Source organism: Siculibacillus lacustris (assembly GCF_004328075.1).
Classification (GTDB): Bacteria; Pseudomonadota; Alphaproteobacteria; order Rhizobiales; family Ancalomicrobiaceae; genus Siculibacillus; species Siculibacillus lacustris.
Genome location: NZ_SJFN01000001.1, coordinates 183,204 through 206,284 on the forward strand (window position 1 = coordinate 183,204; position 23,081 = coordinate 206,284).

Genomic DNA, 23,081 nt, shown 5'->3' on the forward strand with positions numbered 1-23,081 from the left:
CGATCACTTCTCCAACCAGGCGTTCCAGAAGTAGGGCCACGGCGCCGCCGCGACACCCTCGAGCTTCGGCGACTTGGCCGCGAGCGCGTTGAAGTTGCCGACCTTGAAGGCCGGCGCTTCGGCGTAGATCACCTTCTGCACCTCGGCCCACAGCTTCAACCGCTTGGCCGGATCGGTCTCGGTGTTGAAGGCCCCGATCGCCGCGGTCTTGGCCGGGCTCGTCCACCAGCCCGGCGCCGCGTCGGACATGAAGCCGATCAGCGCCGGCTCGGGCAGGAACGGGCTGTGGGTGATGTAGATGTCCCACAGCGCCGGATCGGCGCGGCGCTGGATCAGCGTCGCCCATTCGACCACGTCGAGCTGCACCGCGAAGCCGGCGGCCTTCAGATACTCCTGGGCGACCAGCGCCATCTTGTAGTGGAACTCGTACTGGCGCGAGGTGAGGATGCGGATCGGCTTCGACGGATCGTAATTGGCCTTCTTGAGCAGCGCGCTCGCCGCCGCCGTATCGCCCTGCGGCTTGTAGGCGTCGGTCCCGGCGTCGGTCGCCCAGACGTAGTCCTTGGGGTACATCGAGCCCTCGACCGCGAAGAACTCCTTCGAGCCGAAGGCGGCGGTCAGCATGTCTTCCGGCGCCAGCGCGGCCTGGATCGCCTTGCGCAATCCGAGGTCGGCGAGCACGCCCTGCTTGGTGTTCATCACGAACATCGGCCAGCCGAACGGCTTCAGCATCATCGGCACGTCCTTGCCGGCCTTGACGCGGGCGAAGGATTCGATCGGCAGGCTGTCGACATAGCCGAACTGGCCGGCGACCGCGCCTTCGACCCGGGTGTTGGCGTCGGGCACCGGCACGAAGCGGATTTCGTCGAGATACTGCTTGCGGGCGCCGCCGTAGCCGTCGGGGTCGCCGGCGCGGCTGGCGTAGCCGGGGAAGCGCACCAGCTGGACATACTGGTCGGGCTTGCGCTCCTTCAGCATGTAGGGACCGGTGCCGACGAACTTGGTCAGCGTGTCTTCGTTGTTGGCGGCCGGAATGACGATCGCCGCCGAATTGTTGAAGGCGAGGAAGGCGGTCAGCGGCGCGTAGGCGCTCTTCAGGGTGATCTTCACCGCGAGATCGCCGGCCGGCTCGATCGACACCACGTTGGCGGCGACCTGCTTGCCGCGCGAACCGATCTTCAGCCAGCGCTGGAGCGAGGCGACCACGTCCTTCGAGGTCATCGCCGTGCCGTCGTGGAAGGTCACGCCCGGGCGCAGTTCGATGGTGTAGACGGTGCCGTCGGCGGAGACTTTCGGCATCGCGGCGGCGAGCAGCGGCGTCACCGCCCAATTCTTGTCGAAGGTGTAGAGCGTCTCGAACATGTGCTGCGAGATGATGCCGACCAGATCGGCGGTCGAGGAGACCGGATCCAGGGTCGGCGGCTCACCGATCGTCGCCACGTCGACGACGCCGCCGCGCATCGGGTCGGCGACCGCCGGACCGCCGATGCAGACCAGGGCCACGGCGGTCGACAGCAAAATTCGCACCGAGTTCTTCATGGTCGACTCCCAGTTTTATACTCCATAATTATGGAATATAGTCTGTTATTATGTGATATGCTGTCACCGGGTTCGAAAACTGTCAACGGTCGACTTTCGCGCGCTCGTCTTCGGACGGCAGCGCGTCAATCCGAGGGAGGATCGGGGGGGGGGCGATCGGCTCGCCGAACCATCCGTGCGGACGAAGGAGCGGGATCGCCGGTCGGCTCCGTCGATCGGGAAAGCCCGATCCCGCCGAAGCACCCGCTGCGGGCGTTCCGCGCAATCGACCGCGGCGAGTCGTCGCCCTCGTCGATCAACGCCCGATCGACGCACTGTCGATCGGCTTCGAGGCGCGCCCCCACCGAGACCGAAGCCGGGATCTTGAAAAATGGATTTTGGTGAAACCGCGGGGTCACGATCGGCGCCGATCACGACCCCGCACAGGCTCGAATATTCGACAACTCGATGGGATGGCGCATCGATCGGGGAGGCCGGCCGGGGGCGCCCGGTTCCACCGCGGTGAAACCGACGCCACCCTCGACGCCCCCCGCGCGGATCGCGCGACGGGGACGGGTCGGTCAAACGGGCCCGCCGTTCACAGCATGCCTTCGAGCACCTTCAGGATGTCGTCGGGGGTGAGGGGGCGCGGATTGGCGGCGGTCGATCCGCCGACGCCGGTCCGCACGATCTCCGGCAATTCCGCCCGAACGACGCCGATCTGCGACAGGCGGGTCGGCGCGCCGAGGCGCTCCATCTTGGCGGTGAGGGCATCGGCGAAATGCTCGGGACCGCTCACGCCCAGCACCGCGGCGAGATCGTCGAACCACGGTCCGAGCGCCGGGGCGTTGAAGCGCAGGAAGGCCGGCGCGTAGATGACGCAGGCGAGGCCGTGGCGCAGGCTGTGGCCGAGCGTCAGCGGATAGGACAGCGGATGCAGCGCGGTGTTGCCGATGATGCCCATCTGCGCCCCGCCGATGACGCTGCCGAGCGCGACCTGTTCGATCGCGGCGCGATCCCCGTCGAGGCAGGCCGCCTCGAGGTGGCGCCACAGCAGCACGATCGAGCGGAACGACATGGCGCGGGTCATCTCGGTGGCGCGGGTCGACCAGAAGCCCTCGAGCGACTGGGTGAAGGCGTCGAGGCCGGTCGAGACCGCGATCTCCCGGGGCATGCCGACCGTCAGTTCGGGGTCGACCAGCGCGTGGTCGGGAAAGCTCTGCGGGAAGGCGATGGCCGGCTTGGTGTTCTTTTCGGGATTGGTGATGACCGCGAAGGGCGTCACCTCCGAACCGGTCCCGGCGGTGGTCGGCACCGCGATCAGCGGCAGGCCGCGGCGCGTCGGCTTCTTGACCTGGTCGAGATAGTCGCGGATCGATCCGTCGTTGGTCTGCAACAGGGCGACGCCCTTGGCGGCATCGAGGACGCTGCCGCCGCCGATGGCGACGATCACGCCCGCGCCGCTGGCCCGGCACAGCGCGGCGGCGCCGTCGACCGTGGCGATCGACGGGTTCTCCTCGACCTCGGCGAAGATCGTCACCGCGAGCGGCGCCAACAGCTCGACGACGCCCGCCTCGCCGCCGACCCGGGCCAGGAAGCTGCGACCGACCATGGCGAACACGCGCGTCGCGCCGGTCTCGCGCGCCAGGCCACCGACCTCGGCGAGACGGTTCCATCCGAAATGGATGCGGGTCGGCAGGTGAAAGTTCCAAGAGGTCGTGGCGGGCATCTGGCGTCCTTCAAAATGTTCGCCGTCGGGGCGCGATGCGCGCCGGACGGCAGCGGGGTGTCGTCCACGCCGCGGTGTCGACCCCGCTCGACACCGCGCCCACGCGGACCCGAAGCGTGTCCGCGGACCGGCGGTGGCACGTCCGACCGGTCGGACATGACGTATATTAATATATCGACGTAATGGCCAGCGCCGATTCGGCTTGCTACCACCACCGGAGCCGGCGTCGGCGCCCCTCGGGGCGATGCGGCAGGCTTGACAGATCGCCGTCATATATTAGAGACAATTGCAGCGAGGCCGCGTGACGCGTGCCGCGCGAGTGCGACGGGAACGCCATGAAGTTGGACCAGCCCAAGGCACCCGAGGCCGGCCGCTCGGCGCAGGCAACCCGCGTCGCCGCCGGACGGACCGCCGTCCGCGACGGCTCGGAGTTGCGCGGAGCGAGCACCTCGGCGTTGATCTATCAGGCTCTGCGCACCGACATCGTGTCGCTGCGGCGGATGCCCGGCGATCCGATCGTCGAAAAGGACATCGGCGCGCAGTTCGGCGTCAGTCGCACCCCGGTGCGCGAGGCGATCCTCCGGCTCGCCGCCGAGAAACTGATCGAGATCGTCCCGCAGTTCGGGACCTTCGTGGCGCGCATTCCGCTCGACGTGCTGCCGGAGGCCCTGGTCATCCGCAAGGCGTTGGAAAACGTCACGGTTCGCGCCGCCGCCGAACGGGCCACCCGCGCCCAGATCACCGCCTTGCGCGCCAATCTCCACCAGCAGCGCGACGCCATCGCCGTCGGCGACCTGGATACCTTTCGCGGAGTCGACGATGCGTTCCACGCCGCGATCGCCGAGGCCGCCGGTTTTCCCGGCATCTGGCCGGTGGTGCAGAGCGTGAAGATCCAGGTCGATCGCTACTGCCACCTGACCTTGCCCAAGCCGGGACGGATGGCACGGCTGGTGCGCGAACACACGGCGATCTGCAAGGCGATCGCCGATCACGATCCGGATCGCGCGGCCGAGAAACTCGTCGAGCACGTCGACGGGATCATGACCGACGTCGACGTGCCCCAGAACATCGGCGAGCTCGTCCTGCCGCGCTGATCGGCACCCTGCCTCCTCCCCTCTCCATTCCGTTTCGTGCCGTCGCTGTGCGCCTTCGCGGATCGCGTCCGCGCGACGATTCGTCGTCGCCTGCACGGGCTGCCGGGACGCACAGGAGCCCCCCCCCGGCGCCTAAGCAACGATGCGGATCGGCTTCCAGCTTGTATGCCTCATATATTTGTATATGCTGCCCATCAGTTCCCGAACGGCGCGGTCCCAAGCCCGTCCGGTGCCGTCGGCAGAGGTCGGCTGCTTCGAACGCTCGCTGACGTGGTCACGCGGCCGCAGGATCTTCTCGCCGGGCGACGGCGGGCCCTCCGGGTCGTTCGACCTTCCCATTCCACCGCAAGGAGACAGCCATGGATTACGCGGCAAACAAGAAGTCGAAGTACTGCTATACGATCGCCGACATCCCGCTCGTGCCGTTGACCGCGCAGTCGTCGACCCGCTTCGTCGCGGCCGGCCCGGCTCTGCTCAGCTTCATCACCAATCCCCCGGGCTGCGTGTTCCCGATCCATTCGCACGAGGCGGTCCAGATCCTGGTCATCCTCGAGGGAACCGAAGAGCACATCTGCGGCGACGAGACCTTCCTGATGGAAGCCGGCGACGTCTGCGTCCATCCTTCGAACGTGCCGCACGGCGGCAAGACCAGCACCGGGTTCCGCGGTATCGACATCTTCGTCCCGCCGCGCGAGGACTACCTCAAGCTCATGGCCGACCACGGCCTGCCGATCACCGGCCCGAAGCCCTGACCGACGCCTTGGTACGGGACGATCGGGCGCGGAGCCGCAAGGCCGCGGATCGGTCGTCCCGTCGCCGACGAGACTACGCAGCAGGGTCGGGAGGAAGGGTTCGATGACGTCGACAACGGCCGACACGAGCCGACAGAACTACGATGCCAGAGCCAACTGGCTGATCGGCAAGATGAGCGACGGGGCGGATGCCGTGGTGGCATTCGCCATGATTCTCGAGTTGGCGCTGGTGCTGGCCAACATCTTCGCGCGCCACTACCTCGAACATTCCTACCTGTGGGCGGACGAAGTGGCGCGCATCGCGCTCACCGTGCTGGCCTTCGTCGGCGGCGCCGTCGCCTATCGCCGACGCGACCACGCCAGCGTGCACATCGTCCTCGATCTGCTGCCGGCACGCGCCGAACGAATCCTCGTGGTGCTGGCCGACGTGGTGGTGCTCGGCATCGCCGTGCTGGTCGGATGCGCCTCGATCGAGTTCATCGGCTCGAGTTGGTACGAGACCACCCCGATCCTCGAACTGCCGGCGGCCCTGATCGCCCTGCCGCTGCCGATCAGCATGATCCTGCTGGCGGTCTATGCCCTCGTCAATCTGCGGGCCCATGGCGCGATCTCGTTGGTCGTCGGTGGGGTTTGCGCGGCGGTCCTGCTCGTCGCCGTGCTCGCCGGGGACCTGTGGCTGCCCCTGACGGGCGAAGCCCCGCTGATCGTCGCGCTGGCTCTGTTCTTCGTCGCGATCCTCGCCGGCATCCCGGTCGGCTTCGTGTTGCTGCTCGCGACCTCGGCCTATCTGTGGTTCATCGATGCGCCGTCGATGGTGGTGGTGCCGCACAACATGGTCAACGGCACCGGCAACTTCATCCTGCTGGCGGTGCCGTTCTTCATCTTCGCCGGCCTGATCATGGAGCGCGGCGGCATCAGCGAACGCCTCGTCCATTTCATCCACACGCTGGTCGGCCACACCCGCGGCGGTCTGCTGCAGGTCACCGTCGCCAGCATGTACGTCGTCTCCGGCCTGTCCGGCTCGAAGCCGGCAGACGTCGCGGCGGTCGGCACGGTGATGCGCGACAAGATCACCGAACGCCACGGTGCCGCCGAAGGCGCCGCGGTGCTCGCCGCGACGGCGATCATGGGCGAGACCATCCCGCCCTCGATCGCCATGCTGATCGTCGGTTCGATCACCAATGTCTCGGTCGCCGCGATGTTCATCGGCGGCATGCTGCCGGCCGCGGTGATGGCGATCTGCCTGATGGCGATGATCTGGTACCGCGCACGTCGCGACGGCACGCCGACCACGCCGCGTCCGCCGGCGCGGGTGATCGCCAGGGCCTGTCTCCACTCGATTCTGCCGCTGACGATGCCCGGAATGCTGCTCGGCGGCATCCTGTTCGGCGTCGCGACGCCGACCGAAGTCGCCGCCGCCGCCGTTCTCTACGGTCTGGTGCTGAGCGTGTTCGTCTATCGCCGCATGAGCTGGGCGACGTTCAAGCGCACGATCATCGATGCCTCGGCCCTGACCGGCGTCCTGCTGTTCATCTTCGCCGCGGCGTCGGCGTTCTCGTGGACCCTGACCGTCGCCTCGCTGCCTCAGCGGCTGGTCGCGCTGCTGCACGCCACCGGCGGCGGCAACCAGGTGTTCATGATCGGCTCGATCCTGCTCCTGGTCGTGGTCGGCGTGCTGCTGGAGGGCTTGCCGTCGCTCAACGTGCTGGCCCCTCTGCTGATCCCGATCGCCGGCAGCCTCGGCATCAACGAGGTCCACTACGCCCTGGTGTTGATCATCACCATGGGGATCGGTGGCTTCATGCCGCTGGTGGGGGTCGGCTTCTATGTCTGCTGCGCGATCATGCGATGCGACATCGAATCCGCGTCGCGCGCCATGCTGCCCTACCTCACCGTGATCGTCGCGGGGTTGTTGATCGTCGCCTTCGTACCGTGGTTCTCGCTCGTACTGCCCAGACTGTTCGGCTTCATGTGACGCCGATCACAAGAAAAACTCAGGAGGAAACCCATGGATCTGAAATTGGACCGTCGCACCTTCTTCAAGACGGGTGTGGGCGCGGGTCTCGTTCTCGCGGCGCCCCACATCGCGCGCGCCGCCGGCCCGTTGACGCTGCGCTGGGGGCACTACGCCCAGGAAGACCACCCGGCCCACGTCGCCGCCAAGCAGTTCGCCGCCAACGTCGAACAGCGCACCGGCGGCGCCGTGAAGATCAACATCTTCCCGAACAACGTCCTCGGCGGCCCGCAGGAGCAGGCCCAGCAGGTCAAGCTCGGGACCATCGACATGGGCCTGCCGACGCAGGGCCAACTCGACAAGTTCGAGCGCGCCTTCGCGACGGTGATGCTGCCCTTCGTGTTCGACGGACCGGACCACGTCTTCCGCGTCCTCGACGGTCCCGCCCAGGAGTGGATGGCGCCGCTGGCCGAACGCCAGGGCTTCGTGGTCCTGCGCAGCTGGGACTACGGCTTCCGCAACGTGACCAACAGCATCCGGCCGATCAACACCCCGGACGACATGAAGGGCCTCAGCGTCCGCACGCCGCCGGAACTGCAGATCCAGGCGTCGATGGAAGCGCTCGGCGCGGTCGTCCACGCCATCGCCTTCCCCGAGCTCTATCTCGCGCTGTCGCAGAAGGTCGTCGACGGTCAGGAGAACCCGGTCGCCGTCACCTACTTCAACAAGTTCTACGAAGTGCAGAAGCACCTGGCGATCACCCGCCACGTCTACAACAGCATGGTCCACGTCATCAGCGCCGCCAGCTGGAAGCGCCTGACCCCCGACCAGCAGGCGATCTTCCGCGAGGAGAGTGCGTCATCGGCCAACCTGATGCGCAAGCAGATCGCCGCGGACGAGACCGGCCAGATCGAGAAGATCGCCGCGGCCGGCATCCAGGTGACCAAGCCGGACCTCGCGCCGTTCCGCGCCAAGATGGGTCCCGCCTATACGCGCATCGCCGCCTATTGCGGCGAGGCCAACGTCAAGAAGTTCCAGGAGATCGCCGATTCCTGCCGGACGTCGTGACATTCGGAATCGTACCGTTTCCGCGAGCCCCATCGGCCCGCGGACTGCGGTATCCTCACCGGCGGGCGCGTCGTCCTCGACGCGCCCGCCGTCCTTCGGCTCCGGCCGCAGAGCCGATCGGCGGGACGAGCGTCGCATCGATGCACCCGGACGCGGCGGGGTGACGTGAGAGCCTCTCGGGAGGCCCGATCGGTCCGCCTCCGCATCCGCCGTCGGCGCTCTGAAGAGGGCGACGACGCCCACTCTTCGATCGAAAGCGCCTAAGATCGGCCTTCGGACACGCGCCATCAACGTCGTACACAGCGAGAGAGGATCGACATGGACATTCGCTATTCGTGCAACCAGAGGGACTTCCGCCGCTACACGACGGAAGAGACCCGCGCGGAGTTCCTGGTCGACGGCCTCTACGTCGCCGACACGGTGCGGGCGGTCTACAGTCACGTCGACCGGATGGTGATCTTCGGCTGCATGCCGGTCGCCGAGGCGGTGCCGCTCGACAAGGGCATCGACTGCATGAAGAGCTTCGGCACGTCCTTCGTGCTGGAGCGGCGCGAACTCGGCATCTTCAACATCGGCGGCCCCGGCCGGATCGTCGTCGACGACGCGAGCTTCGCGCTCGGCTTCAAGGATTGCCTCTACGTCACCCAGGGCAGCCGCTCGGTCGTCCTGTCGAGCGACGATCCGGCTCACCCGGCGAAGTTCTACATGGTCTCGGCGCCGGCCCACCGCGCCTACGAGACGCGGTTCCTGTCGATCACCGACGCCAAGAAGAAGCCGATCGGCTCCGCCGCGACCGCCAACAAGCGGGTGATCAACCAGTTCATCCATCCCGACGTGCTGCAGACCTGCCAGCTGTCGATGGGGCTCACCGAACTCGAGACCGGCAGCGTCTGGAACACCATGCCGGCCCATACCCACGAGCGCCGGATGGAAATCTATACCTACTTCGGCATCGCCGCCGATCAGGCGGTCTTCCACATGATGGGCGAGGGAAAACAGACGCGCCACATCCTGGTCGGCAACGAAGAGGCGGTGATCTCGCCGTCCTGGTCGATCCACTCCGGCTGCGGCACCGCGGCCTATTCGTTCATCTGGGCGATGGGCGGCGAGAACCAGACCTTCGACGACATGGACCACATCGCCACGCCGGACCTTCGCTGATCCCGGACATCGCCCGGCCGGATCCCGGCCGGGCGCCCCTCACCTTTCCGACGGACATCCTCCCATGACACTCGCCAATCCGTTCTCGCTCGAGGGCAAGGTCGCCCTGGTCACCGGCGCCTCCTATGGCATCGGCTTCGCCATCGCCTCGGCTCTCGCCGAAGCCGGCGCCAAGATCGCCTTCAACGACATCAACGAAGCCGCGCTGGAGAAGGGCCTCGCCAACTATGCGGCGGCCGGCATTCCGGCCCGCGGCTACGTCTGCGACGTCACCGACGAGGCGGGCGTCAATGCGCTGATCGCGAAGATCGAGGCCGAACTCGGCGCGATCGACATCCTGGTCAACAACGCCGGGATCATCAGACGCGTCCCGATGATCGAGATGAGCGCCACCGACTTCCGGCAGGTGATCGACGTCGATCTCACCGCGCCGTTCATCGTCGCCAAGGCGGTCATTCCCGGGATGATCCGCAGGGGTGCGGGCAAGATCATCAACATCTGCTCGATGATGAGCGAGCTCGGTCGCGAGACCGTGTCGGCCTATGCGGCGGCGAAGGGCGGCCTGAAGATGTTGACCCGCAACATCGCCTCCGAGTACGGGTCGTTCAACATCCAGTGCAACGGTCTCGGACCGGGCTACATCGAGACGCCGCAGACGGCGCCTCTGCGCGAACCCGGCCACCCGTTCAACAGCTTCATCCTGGCCAAGACCCCGGCCAACCGCTGGGGGACGACCGAGGATCTGAAGGGGCCGGCGGTGTTCCTGGCCTCCGGCGCCTCCGACTTCGTCAACGGCCACATTCTCTACGTCGACGGCGGCATCCTCGCCTACATCGGCAAGCAGCCCTGAGCGCAGGCCGGCGCCCGAGGCGCCGGCGTCGTCGAGGCTCATGAACCAATGGCGTTCAGGCCCTCCGCCCGGAGCTTGCCGGGTCTGGAGACGTCGGGGACGACGTTTTTCTGTCTGGCCCACTGATCCGGGTCACGGGAGATGAACTCGCTGCCCTGGTCCTGCGGGTCGCCGACATCCCGGCAGATCCGCTCGATCGACTGGACGACGTCTTCGTCCCGGCGGCTGAACCGCGGATCCACCGTAGGCGAAGAGCGAGAAGAGGTGTCGACCACCGCATGATCCCGGGCCGACGGCAAACATCCGCCGTCAGACATTCACGCCGATCAGAGCCCGCCGCAGCGCAGCGGCGAGTGCCGGGGGGCAATAGCCATCATTCGGGATGCCGCGCATGACGGCGTTGACGCGCTCGTTCGAAAGCTGGTTGATACCAAACCCTGTGGCGCGTCGCGTGTAATTTTCCAACAATATGTCAAATTTGAAAGATTTATTGCTCGCCGTGTTGTGAACAAAGGGTTCCGGTATGGGGCTGATGTAGCCGTCACGAACCACTCTCCATCGCGTATTCTGCTCCATCGCCCGAACCACTGCGCTGGTTCGCCCACCCCAATACCCATCGACCTCGGAAATTTCATATCCGAGCTCGAATGTATAGGACCAATACACGAGGAGATATTGTGCAAACCGGACGTCTTCTCCATGCGAACCCGGACCTATTTGCCGGTCGATGTTCCAATAGAGCCAGGGATTTTTATCAGTGGTGAGCAGAATCAGCGCATGCATCTTTCGGCACTCCCACAATATGGGCCGCGGCGCACTCGGACTCGGATCCTACGCGGAAATACGCTGAATGGCGACCGCCGCCCTGCCGAGAGTCGACGGGTCTCGGCGATGAGGCGCGATGGGGGGTGTCAAGGACGTTGCGAACCCCGTCTCTCTTCCCACCGAGGCCCGAGTCCTGGGGTGAATTCGGCGCCGACACGCCTGCTCCCGGCGTCGCGGCGACACCGATCGCAAGGCCGCAGACCGGCTCGCCCCGAACCGACGACCGACCCGCTCCCGGGCGCCGATGCCGACGCGCGCGGACCGGCGACACCGGACGGCAGGCTCCGGAGTGTCTCAGTCGAGATCGGCGTCGATCCGCGCGATCCGGCCGTCGGCATCGATCCGCAACTTCAGAACTCCGGTCTCGTGCCCGAAGTCGCCGGCGAAGGCGACACGGGCCGCGGCCTGCCGGTCGTCGACGAGCTCCACCGCGATCAGCGTGGTGACCGTGTGGTAGCGCACGAAATAGGCCTCGAGATAGTCGCGGATCCGGGCTCGGCCGGCGAAGGCGTCGCCGACCGAAGCGTCCGCGATCACCGCATCGGCGGCGAACAGGGCCAGCGCCGCCTCGACGTCGAAGGCATTGGTCGCCTGGATGAAATCCTGAATGAGCGTGGTCACGGTCGTCTCCTCATGACGTTCGTCCGCCGGGGCGCTCGCCGTCGACGTGGCCGATCACGACTTCGGTCCCGGCAGGAACGACGCCGCCAGGACCCGGCCGCCGCCGCTGCGGGTCAGATCCTGTAGCCGCCGCCGACCTCGATGGTCTGGGCGTTGATCCAGCGGTTCTGCTCCGACAACAGGCCGGCGACGACGCCGCCGACGTCGTCGGGTTCGCCGACCCGGCCGAGCGCGGTCTGGCCGGCGAGCACCGCCTCGAATTCCGCGCTCAGGCCGCCGCCGAGTTCGGTGCGGATCGGGCCCGGGGCGATCGCATTGGCGCGGATGCGCCGGGGACCGAACTCCTCGGCCTGGTACCGTGTCAGCACCTCGAGGCCCGCCTTGAAGCCGGCATAGGGGGCGACCCCCGCCGTCGCCACGCGCGAGGTGGCGCTGACGATATTGACGATGTGCCCGTCGGCCGCGATCAGCGGCAGCAGCGTCTGGGTGAGAAAGAACGGGCCCTTGAGATGGACGCGGTAGAGCCCGTCGAATTCGGCCTCGGTCACCGCCTCGATCGGGCGGTAGAGCCCGTATCCGGCGTTGTTGACCAGGGCATCGAAAGCCGCGCGGCCCCAGGTGGCGGCCAAGGCGGCGGCGACTTCGGCGCGAAACGCCGGGAAGCCGGCGACGTCGGCGACATCGAGCGGGAGGGCGACCGCACGGCCGCCGCCGGCCTCGATGGCGCGCACGACCTCTGCGGCGCGCCCGGGATTGGCGTTGTAGGTCAGGATCACGCCCAGGCCGCTCGCGGCGCAGGCGATCGCCGTGGCCGCGCCGATGCCGCGGCTGCCGCCGGTGATGACGACGATCTTCATGAATCTCTCCTTCGCTCGAACCTCTTCCTCCAAATAGGGGCGAAGAGCGGCAGGCCGCCTGCCCGATCCTGCTCGAAGCTTGCCCATTTCGGCTTTTCGCTTGTCGGCGGTGCCGGGCTTCGGCACAGTTCGCGGGATGAACAGCACGCTCGACGAATTGCGCCGGCTCGCCTCCGGCGCCCGCAACCGACGCACCGAAACCGGCATCCCGCGGGTGGCCATGGTGCAGGGCAAGGTGCCCGAGCACGAGCTGTCGGCCGTCTACGAGCCGATGATCAACCTCATTCTGCGCGGTTCCAAGACCATGACGGTCGGCGATCGGGTGCTCCACTACGATGCGGCGACCTATTTCGTGATGTCGGTCGGCCTACCGGCAGTCGGGCAGGTTCGGCCTTCGGCGACCGGCGAACCCTATCTGGCGGTCGGCCTGACGCTCGAGCCGCGGATCATCGCAGACCTCCTGTCGGATCTGCCCGTTCCTGCCGGCGCGCGTCTTCCCGAGCGCGGATTTTCGGTCGCCCCGGTCACCGCGGACCTGCTCGACGCCTGGCGGCGGATGCTGCGGCTGATGGAACATCCCGATGAGATCCCCGCGCTCGCGCTCGTCTACGAACGCGAGATCCTGTTCCGGGTCCTGCAGGGGCCGCAGGGGGCGATGCTGCGCGCCATCGGCCTGCCCGATTCCGCTTCCGCCCGGATCGATGGGGCGATCCATTGGATCCGGCAGAACGTCACGGCGCCGCTGCGGATCGAGACCCTGGCGGAGCGGGTGGCGATGAGCCCGTCGGCGTTTCACCGCCACTTCAAGGCGGTGACCGCGCTGAGCCCGCTGCAGTACCAGAAACGCGTACGTCTGCTCGCCGCGCGCGCCCGACTGATCGCCGGCGAGGGCGGCGTCACGGCGATCGCCCACGACGTCGGCTACGAAAGCCCGACCCAGTTCAGCCGCGAATATGCCCGCGCCTTCGGCAAGCCGCCGTCCAAGGACGTCGCGGCGATCGTCGCCGGCTTCGACGCCGCCGCGTGAGGCGGTTCGTCGGCCCTGCCGGTGTCGCGGGTCAGAAAGCGTCGAGGACCGCCTCCAGAACGACGCGGAGGCGGCGCAGGCGGCGCAGATCGCGGTGATAACCGACCCAGACGTCGCGCCCCGGTGGCGGCGGGTCGATCTCGAACAGCACGAGTCCGGGCAGCCGATCCGCCAGCAGTCGCGGCAGCACCGCGAGGCCCGCCCCGGCGAGCACCGCGCCGGCCTGGGCCTCCCGGCTGTTGCTGCGAAACGCCACCGCGGCGTGGGGAAAGGTCTCGCGCATCCAGGCCGCGTCGGGGAACGTCGCGAAGCCGTGGTCCATCGTCACCAACTGCGTACCGCGGCCGGAGCCCGGCTCCGGGGACGCCGTGCCGGCGGTGCCGTAGAGCCCGTAGTCGAGATGGGTCAGCTTGCGCCGGATGACGCCGCTCTCGTCGAAGGGGGTGATGCGGAAGGCCAGATCGGCCTCGCGCCGCGCCAGGCTGTAGATCCGCGCGTCGGTCAGCAATTCGATGGTCAGATGCGGATGCGAGGCGGTCAGACCGGCGAGAATCGGCGTCAGGACATGGACGCCGAACCAGTCGGAGCTGGCGACCCGCAGCACACCGGCGAGGTGCCCGCCCTGCCCGGCCAGCTCGCGCTCGAAGGACAGCGCCTCCTCCTCCATCCGTTCGGCGTGGAGGAGCGCCGCCGTGCCTTCGTCGGTGAGAACGAAGCCGTCGCTGGTGCGCTGGAACAGGCTGTGGCCGACGGCGGCCTCGAGGGCGCGCAGCCGGCGGCCCATGGTCGGCTGGCTCTGCCCCGCCGCGCGCGCCGCCGCGCCCAGGGTGCCGTGGCGCGCGATCGCCAGGAAGATCTTCACGTCGCTCCAATCCATGGCGCGATCATTCATTCATGAATGGTTCCACGTCAATCTCGAGAGTTTCAAACAGGAATGTCCGCCCCCATTGTCGGTCCATCCTCGATGAACGGAGATGGAACATGACATTCACGACCATGCGTGCGGCAGTCCTCGAAACGCACGGCGGCCCGTTCCGCGTCACCCCGATCGCCCGTCCCGAGCCCGGCCCCGGGCAGGTGCTGGTGCGGATCGCGGCGAGCGGCGTCAATCCGCTCGACACCAAGATCCGTGCGGGCACCGCCGCCCATGCACAGCATCCGCTGCCGGCGATCCTCGGGATCGATCTCGCCGGCACCGTCGCGGCGGTCGGCTCCGGCGTCGACGGTCTTCGCCTCGGGGACGAGGTCTATGGGATGACCGGCGGGGTCGGCGGCCATCAGGGCTCGCTCGCCGACTATGCCGCGGTCGATGCCCGCCTGCTCGCCCGCAAGCCGTCGAATCTGTCGATGCGCGAAGCCGCCGCCCTTCCGCTCGTCGTCATCACCGCGTGGGAAGGTCTCGTCGACCGCGCCCACGTCGCGCCGGGGCAGAAGGTTCTGATTCAGGGCGGCGGCGGTGGCGTCGGCCATGTCGCGGTGCAGATCGCCCGGGCGTTCGGGGCCGAGGTCTACGCGACCGACGGCGCCGGCAAGAAGGCCCTGATCGAAAGTCTCGGCGCCGTCGCCATCGATTTCCGCGCGCAGTCGGTCGAGGACCATGTGGCGCAACATACCGGCGGCGAGGGCTACGACCTGGTCTACGACACCAACGGCGGCCCGGTGCTCGACGCGTCGTTCCGGGCGATCCGGCGGTTCGGCCACGTGGTCAGCAGCCTCGGATGGGGGACCCACGCGCTGGCGCCCCTGTCCTTCAAGGCCGGCAGCTACTCCGGCGTCTTCACCCTGCTGCCGCTCTTGACCGGCGTCGGCCTCGCGCATCACGGCGAGATCCTGACCGAAGCCGCGCGTCTGATCGAAGACGGCGAGCTGCGGCCGATCCTCGACCCGCGTCGGTTCTCGCTCGACGAGGTCGCCGACGCCCATGCGGCGATCGAAGGCGGACACGCGACCGGCAAGATCGTCGTCGACATCGCCGACTGACGGCGCGGCGGGCGCAGACCGATCTGCGCGATCTCACCGACCGTCGGCACCACCCGCGGACGGCCGCAAGAGCGCGGCGAGCGCCCGCGCCAACGCCGGAAGCGTGTAGGGCTTGGCGAGGAGCGGGAATTCCTCCGCGGTATCGGTGCCGCCGAAGGCGCTCTCCTGGATGTAGCCCGAGGCGAGGAGAATGCGACAGGCCGGGTCGCGATCGCGCAGCCGGCGCGCCAATTCGAGCCCGGTCATCCCGCCCGGCATCATGACGTCGGTGAGGACGACGTCGAACCAGGTGCCGGCTTCGACCAGGGAGATGGCCGCCCGCGCGTCGCGACAGGCGACCACCCGATAGCCGAGTTCGATCAACCGCTGCCGCGTCACCTCGGCGACGTCCGGGTCGTCCTCGACCAGCAGCACCATCTCGCCGTCGCCCCGGACCAATCCGCAGTCGCCCTGCGCGTCGGCGGCCCCGTGCGACAGGGCACGGGGAAAATTGAGCTCGACGGTGGTGCCGACGCCCGGTTCGCTGCCGAGGGTGACGAACCCGCCCGACTGTCGGACGAAACCGTGCAGCGTGGCGAGGCCGAGCCCGGTGCCGCCGCCGGACGTCTTGGTGGTGAAGAACGGTTCGAAGGCGCGGGCGCGGACGTCGGGGGTCATGCCGATGCCGTCGTCGGCGACCGAGAGACGGACCCAATCCCCCGGTCGCAGATCCGCCGCCGGCGGGAGGTCCGCCGCGGCGAGGACGACGTTGCGCGTCGCGATCCGGATGTGCCCGCCGCCGGGCATGGCGTCGCGGGCGTTGAACACGAGATTGAGAATGGCGTTCTCGATTTCCGAAGCGTCGACCCGGACCGGCCACAGCCCTGCGGTCAGATCGGACGTCACGGTGATGTCCGGTCCGATCGAGCGCAGCAGCAGGGCGATCAATCCGTCGACGCTGGCGTTGAGGTCGGCCGCGGCGGACGTCAGACGGCGCCGGCTGGCGAAGCCGGTCAGGCGGCGGTTGAGGTTGGCGCCGTTCTCCGTGGCGCGGAGCGCCTCTTCGATGTAGCGCGCTTCGGTCTCGCCGTGCGGACGCATCTCCAAGAGCTGCAGATTGCCCGAGATCACCGTCAGAAGATTGTTGAAGTCGTGAGCGATCCCGCCGGTCATCCGTCCCAGCGCCTCCAGTCGACGCGACGCCTCCAACTGGCGGATGGCATCCTCCGCGATGTGGCGCTCGGTCACGTCCTGGGCGGTGCCCCAGATCTCGGTCATCCGGTCCTCGGTCGTCCGGAGGCGGGCCGTCAGGGCGACCCATCCGGGCTTGCCGCCGGTCGACTTCACGCGCAGGACCCGGGTCCCGCCGCCCGAGCCGGCCTCGACCTCGGCGATGATCCGCTCGAACGACGCGTCGCCGTCGGCGAGGAACCGCCCGGCGACTTCGGCGATCGGAGCGACCTCGTCGGTCGCGAACAATTGTCGGCTGCGAGGATCGCAATAGACCAGCCCGCCGGCCACGTCGACCCACCACACCCCGAGGCCGGCGCCGTCCAGCGTCTGCCGCAGTTCCTCGTCGCGCTCCCGCAACCGGCGCTCGTTGCGGCGCCGCTCGGAGATGTCGCTCATGATCGTCACGGTGGCGGTGATGCGCCCTTCGGCGTCGCGGATCGGCGCGGCCGAAAACGCCACATCGATCGCCGAACCGTCGGCGCGGCGGCGGACGGTCTCGCCACGGATCGCCTCGCCGATCCGGACCCGCGCGAGGTAATAGTCCCCGTCGTCGGACTGGTCGGGGAACGAAAAGGTTGCGACCGGCCGGCCGATCGCCGCCTCGGGCGGGCAACCGAAGAGTTCGGCCGCGCCCGGATTCCAGGTTTCGACCTTGCCGTCGAGCGAGGCGGTGACGATCGCCACGGGGGCGAAGGTGACGACCGCGGCGAGATAGGCGTTGGCGCGTTCGGCGTCGAGGCGCGGCGTGATGTCCTCCACGACGGCGACGACGTAACGGGCGTCCGCCTCGCCGACCGCCGAGGCGGTGAGGGCCACGTGGGCGAGCCGACCGTCGGCCCGCTGGATCTTGCGCTCGGACGACAGGGTCTCGACCTCGCCGTCGCGCATGCGGCGCAGGGAGGTGGCGACGCCGGCGCGCTCGTCGGGCGCGAAGAAATCGGCGATGGAGGCCGTGGCGAGATGGTCCGCGGAATAGCCCGACAGCGCGATGAAGGCGGGATTGGTCCGCAGCCAGCGCCCATCGAAGGTCACGTGGACGATGCCGACCCCGACCTTCTCGAAGGTGGTGCGATAGAGATCCTCGGCCGATTGGACGCGACGACGCTGCGCCAGTTCGACGAGCGCCGCTCGGACGCGTTGGCGCCGCCACAGGAAGATCGTCAGGGCGATGCAGGCCGCGAAGGCCACGGCCAGCGAAGCCCCGGTCATGGTGGCCAGCCGACGCAGCCCACCGAGCGCTTCGTCCTCGTCGGCGGCGACGATGAGCGTCAGACCGGTGCCGGAAATCGGCGCGGTCGCCACCAGCGCGGGACGGTCACGAAAGGTCGGCGTCGCCTGCGGTTCCTCACCCGGCTCGATCCTCAGGCCGAAGTCCGACGGCGCTCGGAGCCTATCGAGAGGCGCCGGCGGTCCGGTGTGATCGAACACCAGCAGGACCTCGGCGGCCGGCGTCTGGACCAGCACCGAGGCACCGATCCGTTGCTGTCGGCCCGCCGATGCGAGATAGGGAAGGAACTGGTCCTTGAGTCGCAGGTCCGAGACGACGACGGCCGAGATGCGGTCTTGGTCGGGTCCCGGCTCGGCGACCGGCACCAGCTGCGTCATGTGCAGATCGCCATCCGGCCGCGGATGGGGATCGAGCCACACGATCTCCCCGCGCCGCGCGCGCTCCAGCGCGGCCGTGAAGGTCGGATCGTCCCATCGCGCGGCGGCGTCGCCGCCCAACACCGCGCCTCGGGCATCCAACAGGGCGACGGCGGCGAAACCATAGTGCTCGCGCAGGCGCGTCAAATGGCGTTCGAGCCGGCGGCGGTCCGCGAGGTCGGCGCTCTCTCGCCGGTGCGCGATCATCTCGCGGGTGGCGAGGTCCGTGGCGAAGAACAGAGCGCCGTCGCGGCGCGTCGCCAGCCAGGACGAGGCGGCGGTCGCCTCCAGAAAGGCGATCGTCTCGAGCCTGCCGGCGATCCGGCCGCGGGCCGCCAGCGTCTCGGCGCGGTAGACGACGTGCGCGATGAATGTGACGACGACCATCACCGCCAGAACGATGATCAACGAGGCCCATGCTTTCGGACCCTGCACGGTCGGGGAAGGATCGCCGGCACCGGCGACACCCCGCAGGGCGAAGAACAACAAGGGCGCGGTGAGGCCGATGAAGAGAAGGCCCTTGTACGTCGCGAGCACGGTGACTTCCGCGACGTCGCTGAATTGCGACAACATGCGGTCGGAAAAGAAGATCCACGCGCTGGCACCGGCGACATAGGCGAAAACGATCAGAATCACTCTGTGACGCTTCCAATCGAACTCGAAATTCGGAAACGTCTTCATCGACTTCGTCATGACGGCCATTTCGTCGCTCTCGGCGCTTCGGAGCGTACATTTTCGCCGTTCGGCGGTCGATCGATTTTCCCGAATCGCGACCATGGTATCGGGACCGGCGACGCGCCGGCGGTCGTCGGGCGCCCGTCGGCGACCCGTATCGGGAGGGCGCGCAGCGCCGCTGCATCGCTTCGGTGGTGCGATCGATGACCTTCGGAGCGGGGGCTCAGGCGACGGCCGCCGCGGGCTCGGGGCGCATCAGGGCGGCGATCGCCGGCGCCGCGACGCCGCGCGAGAACAGGAAGCCCTGACCCTGGCGGCAGCCGAGATCGGTCAGGACCCGGGCCTGGACCTCGGTCTCGATGCCCTCGGCGATGGTCTCGGCGCCGAGCCCCTCGGCGAGCGCCATCACCGATCGCAGCACCGCCATCGAGGTCTCGTCGGCGGGCACGTCGGTGACGAAGGCGCGATCGATCTTGATCTTGGAGATCGGGAAGCGGGTCAGGTGGCTCAGCGACGAATAGCCGGTGCCGAAATCGTCGAGAGCGAAGGTGATGCCGCGCCCGGTCAGGGTGTCGAACGAGGCGCGCAGCGTGTCGCCGTCGTGGACGAAGGCCGATTCGGTCATCTCGAGCTGGAGGCGGGTCGGAGCGAGACCGGACACCGCCAGCGCGCGCTCGACGATCGCCACCAGATCCCCGGTCTGGAACTGGATCGGCGAGACGTTGACGGCGACGGTGATCGGCCGCGGCCAGGTCATGGCGTCGCGGCAGGCGCGCTCCAGGACGAAGGCGCCGAGGCGATGGATCATGCCGGTCTCTTCGGCCACCGCGACGAACAGGGCCGGCGAGATCGGCCCTTCGGTCGGATGGGTCCAGCGCACCAACGCCTCGACGCCGATCAGTTGCCGCGTCGCCAGCGACACCTGCGGTTGATAGACGACCTCGAAGGCCCCGGCGTCGAGGGCGGCGGCGAAACCGAATTCGATCGCCAGACGCTTGCGCCGCAACGTGTCCATCGCCGCGTCGAAACAGGCGATCGATCCGGCGCCGCTGCGTTTGGCGTCGCGCAGCGCGCTCTCGGCGCGGCTCAGGCGCGCCGTCGCCGGCAATGCGGGATCGATCGCCGCAACCCCGGCACTCGCCGACAGCACCAGACGATGGTCGGCGATCGCCATCGGCCGGGCGATCTCCAGGGTCAGCCGGCGGGCGAGCTCGGACCCGGCGGCGGCATCGCCGGGGACGACCACCGCGAATTCGTCGGCGCCGAGCCGGGCGACGAAGCCGTCGGCCCCGACCGTGGCGACGAGACGGCCGGCGACCTCGTTCAGGACGCGGTCGCCGATCCCGTGACCGAGGCGTTCGTTGATCTTGCGGAAGCGGTCGAGGCCGAGCAGGACCAGAGCCCCACCGGCGCCGGCCTCCGGGCGCGCCAGCCGGGCCTCGACGGCGTTGCGGTTCGGCAGTCCGGTCGCCTGATCTTCGAGCGCCAGTTGGCGAATGCGCGCGTAGGCCTGTTCGCGTTCGGTGACGTCGCGCAGCGTGACGCAGACGAAGGTCGCCGGCGTGCCGAGGCCAGCCCGATCGGTGGCGCGGCGCACGTCGAAGGCCGAGATGCCGGCATCGACGATGCGACGATCGCCGGCCCGCTCGACCGTGAGCTGGGTCTCGGTACGGGCGTGGCGATCGGCGGTGCCGCCGAGGACGGCGCCGACCGCGTCGGCGAGGCTCGGCGGCAATTGCCCGACGGTGCCGTCGACGGCGAGGCCGAGAAGGGCGACGGCGCGATGATTGATCCGCCGGATGCGCCCGCCGTCGTCGAACACCAGAACGGCGTCGAAACCTTCGTCGACCAGCCGATCGATCATCGCCTCGCCGTTGCGCACCTCGAGGCTGCGCACCCACAACAGCAGGCGGCGGAGGCCGAATTCGCGTTGGATCGCCGAGACCGCGACGACCGCGATCAGCAGATGCGCCCCGGCGGTGGCGAGCATCACATGGAGCCCTTGCGCCAGGGCGAAGGCGCCGACCTCGAGCCCCAGATCGAGCCCGAGCAGCAGCGCCAACGATCCGGCGAGGCGGCGCCGCGGCACGACGGCGAAGGCGAGGAGCGCGGCAATCGCGATCTCCAGCGCCGGCGGCGGCGTCAGGGCCGTGAGCTCGCGACCCTGCAGCAGGGTTTCGGTGGCCAGCGCCAGGATGGTCGAGCCGAAGACGATGCCGCCGCCGGGGGCGGGGAAGAAATCGTGGAGTTCGATCGCCGTGGCGGCGACGATCAGCGTCTTGCCGGCGATCGCCGCGGGGGCGACCCGCCCCTCCAGGAGATCGACGTAGGAGATGCGGGGAAAGCGGGTGCGATCGATGGTGTAGTCGATGCCGAAGGTGCCGGCGGCGGTGCGGCCGGCGAGCAGGGCCGGCAGGGAGGTCACGGTCTCCGCACCGATGCGCATCGTGTAGGGAAAGCGGCGGACCGCCCCGTCGGGATCGGTCGGCGCGTTGACCGCCACCGGCCAGGCATGGTCGAGCAGGGCGGCGATCGGCAGCGACGCCTGGAGGTCGCCGGTGCCGGCGCTGGCCGGTTGGGTGAAGGCGGCGAGCAGGGTCTCGACCGGGGTCGCGGCGAGCGCCGCCGCGAAGGCCGCGTCGTCGGCGGGATCGGCGGCGCGACTGGAGAAATCGACGTCGAAGGCGATCCGCCGCGCCCCGAGGCGGGCGGCGGCCTCGACCAGGGCCCCGTGCAACCGACGCGGCCAGGGCCAGACTCCGATCGACGACAGGCTGCGGGCATCGATGTCGACGAGGACGACATCGCCGACGACCTCGTGCAGCGCCACGCTCGACCGCCGATCGGCGAGGGCGCGGTCGAACGACGCGAGGAGACCGAAACGCTCGGCGGTCGGCACGGTCGCGATCAGAGCCAGAGCGAGGATCGCCGATCTCGCCCAACGCCGCCGGAGATTTTCCATGCACGGTTCCCCCCGGGGTTCGACGGTCGGCGGACAGTCCGGAGATCAGCTCCGACCGTTCCCGTTGCCGTTCCCCTTGTTGCCGTTACCGTTCCCACCCCCATTCCCGTTGCCGTTGCCGTTGTTCCCGTTGCCGTTCCCGCCCCCGTTCCCGTTGTTGCCGTTCCCGTTGCCGCCGCCGTTCCCGTTACCGTTGCCGTTGTTGCCGTTACCGTTCCCGCCGCCGTTCCCGTTGTTGCCGTTGCCGCCGCCGTTTCCGTTGTTGCCGTTGCCGTTATTGCCGTTTCCGTTCCCGTTCCCTTCGCCGGACGTGCCGCTGTTCTTCGCTGAATTTCCGGTTCCTTCCGAAGACGAGGAGCCCCCGGAACTCGCCGTGCTCCCCTTGGCTTCGGCGGCGGCGGCCGCGGCGACTTCGGCGCGGAAGGCGGTGAGATCGACGGCGGCGGGCGCGACGCTCGGGACGCCGGGGGGGCCCGGTCGGATCGTCGGCGGCCGCGGCCCGATCGCCTGGAGGCCGCGGATCTGCAGCCCGGCGGTGACACCCTGGCCCGGCGCGACGTCGGCGTTCGCTCCGGTCTTGTATTCGCGGACCCCGACCAGCCCTCGACCGACGGCCACCGCAGTGGTGCGACGATCGGCGGCGACGCTGAACTGCGTCCCCTTGACGACCACCGCCACATAAGGCGTCTCGACCGTGAAGTGCGGCGCGTCGCGGTGCTCGACGTCGTAGTCGATCTTGCCGCTCTGCTGCAGGACGATCGTCTCTTCGCCGGCGAGGAACGACCGACGGGCGCCGATGCGGGTGGTCGAGCCGGGTTGAACGGTGATGACGGTGCCGCCGGCGACGAGGCGCACGCGGCTGCCCGCGCCGGTCGCGACCGTGTAGCCCTCGGGCACGATCGTGCCCGCCGACACCCGCACCGGCTGGAGCCCGGGCGCCACCATCCAGACTTCGCCCGACAGGCGTTCGGCGAGCCAATCGGCGGCAACCGTCGGACTCGTGACCATCGTCGCCGCGAGGAGAGCACCGAGACCGAGGCGGGAAAGCATGATCTTCACCCAATGCACGAGGATCCCTCTGGTCTCCCACAGGGAACTTAAGGGCCGATGAAGAGCCGGAGCCGAAATCATCGCATCGAATACTTCGGATCG

Annotated in this window: 17 protein-coding genes and 1 pseudogene; 8 read left to right on the forward strand and 10 right to left on the reverse strand. The window is 68.6% G+C overall.

The window, feature by feature from the left end:
- Positions 1-3: 3 nt before the first annotated feature.
- Together EYW49_RS00910 and EYW49_RS00915 are read right to left on the reverse strand one after the other, a co-directional pair.
- Positions 4-1,539, reverse strand: a complete 1,536-nt coding sequence (locus EYW49_RS00910) for an ABC transporter substrate-binding protein (RefSeq protein ID WP_131304966.1) — start codon at positions 1,537-1,539, stop codon at positions 4-6.
- 577 nt (positions 1,540-2,116) lie between these two features.
- Positions 2,117-3,247 (reverse strand): iron-containing alcohol dehydrogenase, encoded by a 1,131-nt coding sequence (locus EYW49_RS00915; protein WP_165498082.1) that lies wholly within the window; start codon positions 3,245-3,247, stop codon positions 2,117-2,119.
- A gap of 335 nt (positions 3,248-3,582) precedes the next feature.
- On the opposite strand from EYW49_RS00915, the gene EYW49_RS00920 reads away from it, so the two are divergent.
- The 6 genes from EYW49_RS00920 to EYW49_RS00945 all read left to right on the forward strand — a co-directional run bounded on the left by EYW49_RS00920 (position 3,583) and on the right by EYW49_RS00945 (position 10,126).
- Entirely contained in the window at positions 3,583-4,341 is a 759-nt protein-coding gene (locus EYW49_RS00920) for a GntR family transcriptional regulator (protein WP_131304970.1), read from the forward strand.
- Positions 4,342-4,700: 359 nt separating this feature from the next.
- Complete coding sequence (locus tag EYW49_RS00925; protein WP_131304972.1) at positions 4,701-5,093, forward strand: cupin domain-containing protein; 393 nt, start codon at positions 4,701-4,703, stop codon at positions 5,091-5,093.
- A 103-nt stretch (positions 5,094-5,196) separates the two neighbouring features.
- Entirely contained in the window at positions 5,197-7,068 is a 1,872-nt protein-coding gene (locus EYW49_RS00930; RefSeq protein WP_131304974.1) for a TRAP transporter large permease, read from the forward strand.
- Positions 7,069-7,101: 33 nt separating this feature from the next.
- Positions 7,102-8,115, forward strand: a complete 1,014-nt coding sequence (locus EYW49_RS00935; RefSeq protein ID WP_131304976.1) for a TRAP transporter substrate-binding protein — start codon at positions 7,102-7,104, stop codon at positions 8,113-8,115.
- A 312-nt stretch (positions 8,116-8,427) separates the two neighbouring features.
- A complete protein-coding gene (gene kduI / locus EYW49_RS00940) occupies positions 8,428-9,276 on the forward strand; it encodes a 5-dehydro-4-deoxy-D-glucuronate isomerase (RefSeq protein WP_206365349.1) in 849 nt (282 codons plus the stop codon).
- Between the two features lie 64 nt (positions 9,277-9,340).
- Complete coding sequence (locus EYW49_RS00945) at positions 9,341-10,126, forward strand: gluconate 5-dehydrogenase (RefSeq protein WP_131304980.1); 786 nt, start codon at positions 9,341-9,343, stop codon at positions 10,124-10,126.
- A gap of 24 nt (positions 10,127-10,150) precedes the next feature.
- Here EYW49_RS00945 and EYW49_RS00950 read toward each other — a convergent pair.
- The 4 genes and pseudogenes from EYW49_RS00950 to EYW49_RS00965 form a co-directional block, all read right to left on the reverse strand.
- Positions 10,151-10,401, reverse strand: a pseudogene (locus EYW49_RS00950) (IS3 family transposase); the annotation flags it as partial.
- A gap of 34 nt (positions 10,402-10,435) precedes the next feature.
- Positions 10,436-10,909 (reverse strand): peptidoglycan-binding domain-containing protein, encoded by a 474-nt coding sequence (locus EYW49_RS00955; RefSeq protein WP_131304984.1) that lies wholly within the window; start codon positions 10,907-10,909, stop codon positions 10,436-10,438.
- A gap of 336 nt (positions 10,910-11,245) precedes the next feature.
- Positions 11,246-11,572, reverse strand: coding sequence for a nuclear transport factor 2 family protein (locus tag EYW49_RS00960; protein ID WP_131304985.1), 327 nt, complete (start codon positions 11,570-11,572; stop codon positions 11,246-11,248).
- 113 nt (positions 11,573-11,685) lie between these two features.
- Positions 11,686-12,429 (reverse strand): SDR family NAD(P)-dependent oxidoreductase, encoded by a 744-nt coding sequence (locus tag EYW49_RS00965; RefSeq protein WP_131304987.1) that lies wholly within the window; start codon positions 12,427-12,429, stop codon positions 11,686-11,688.
- Between the two features lie 136 nt (positions 12,430-12,565).
- On the opposite strand from EYW49_RS00965, the gene EYW49_RS00970 reads away from it, so the two are divergent.
- A complete protein-coding gene (locus EYW49_RS00970) occupies positions 12,566-13,456 on the forward strand; it encodes an AraC family transcriptional regulator (RefSeq protein WP_131304989.1) in 891 nt (296 codons plus the stop codon).
- A gap of 31 nt (positions 13,457-13,487) precedes the next feature.
- Here EYW49_RS00970 and EYW49_RS00975 read toward each other — a convergent pair whose 3' ends face one another.
- Positions 13,488-14,333 carry a LysR family transcriptional regulator gene (locus EYW49_RS00975; protein WP_206365341.1) on the reverse strand — a complete coding sequence of 282 codons (846 nt, stop codon included), beginning with the start codon at positions 14,331-14,333 and terminating at the stop codon, positions 13,488-13,490.
- A 104-nt stretch (positions 14,334-14,437) separates the two neighbouring features.
- On the opposite strand from EYW49_RS00975, the gene EYW49_RS00980 reads away from it, so the two are divergent.
- Positions 14,438-15,436 carry a zinc-dependent alcohol dehydrogenase family protein gene (locus EYW49_RS00980; protein ID WP_228259364.1) on the forward strand — a complete coding sequence of 333 codons (999 nt, stop codon included), beginning with the start codon at positions 14,438-14,440 and terminating at the stop codon, positions 15,434-15,436.
- A gap of 33 nt (positions 15,437-15,469) precedes the next feature.
- Here EYW49_RS00980 and EYW49_RS00985 read toward each other — a convergent pair whose 3' ends face one another.
- The 3 genes from EYW49_RS00985 to EYW49_RS00995 form a co-directional block, all read right to left on the reverse strand.
- Entirely contained in the window at positions 15,470-18,994 is a 3,525-nt protein-coding gene (locus EYW49_RS00985) for a PAS domain S-box protein (protein ID WP_165498083.1), read from the reverse strand.
- Between the two features lie 196 nt (positions 18,995-19,190).
- Complete coding sequence (locus tag EYW49_RS00990; RefSeq protein WP_131304995.1) at positions 19,191-21,929, reverse strand: EAL domain-containing protein; 2,739 nt, start codon at positions 21,927-21,929, stop codon at positions 19,191-19,193.
- A gap of 45 nt (positions 21,930-21,974) precedes the next feature.
- Entirely contained in the window at positions 21,975-22,997 is a 1,023-nt protein-coding gene (locus tag EYW49_RS00995; protein ID WP_165498084.1) for a FecR family protein, read from the reverse strand.
- Positions 22,998-23,081: the final 84 nt, after the last annotated feature.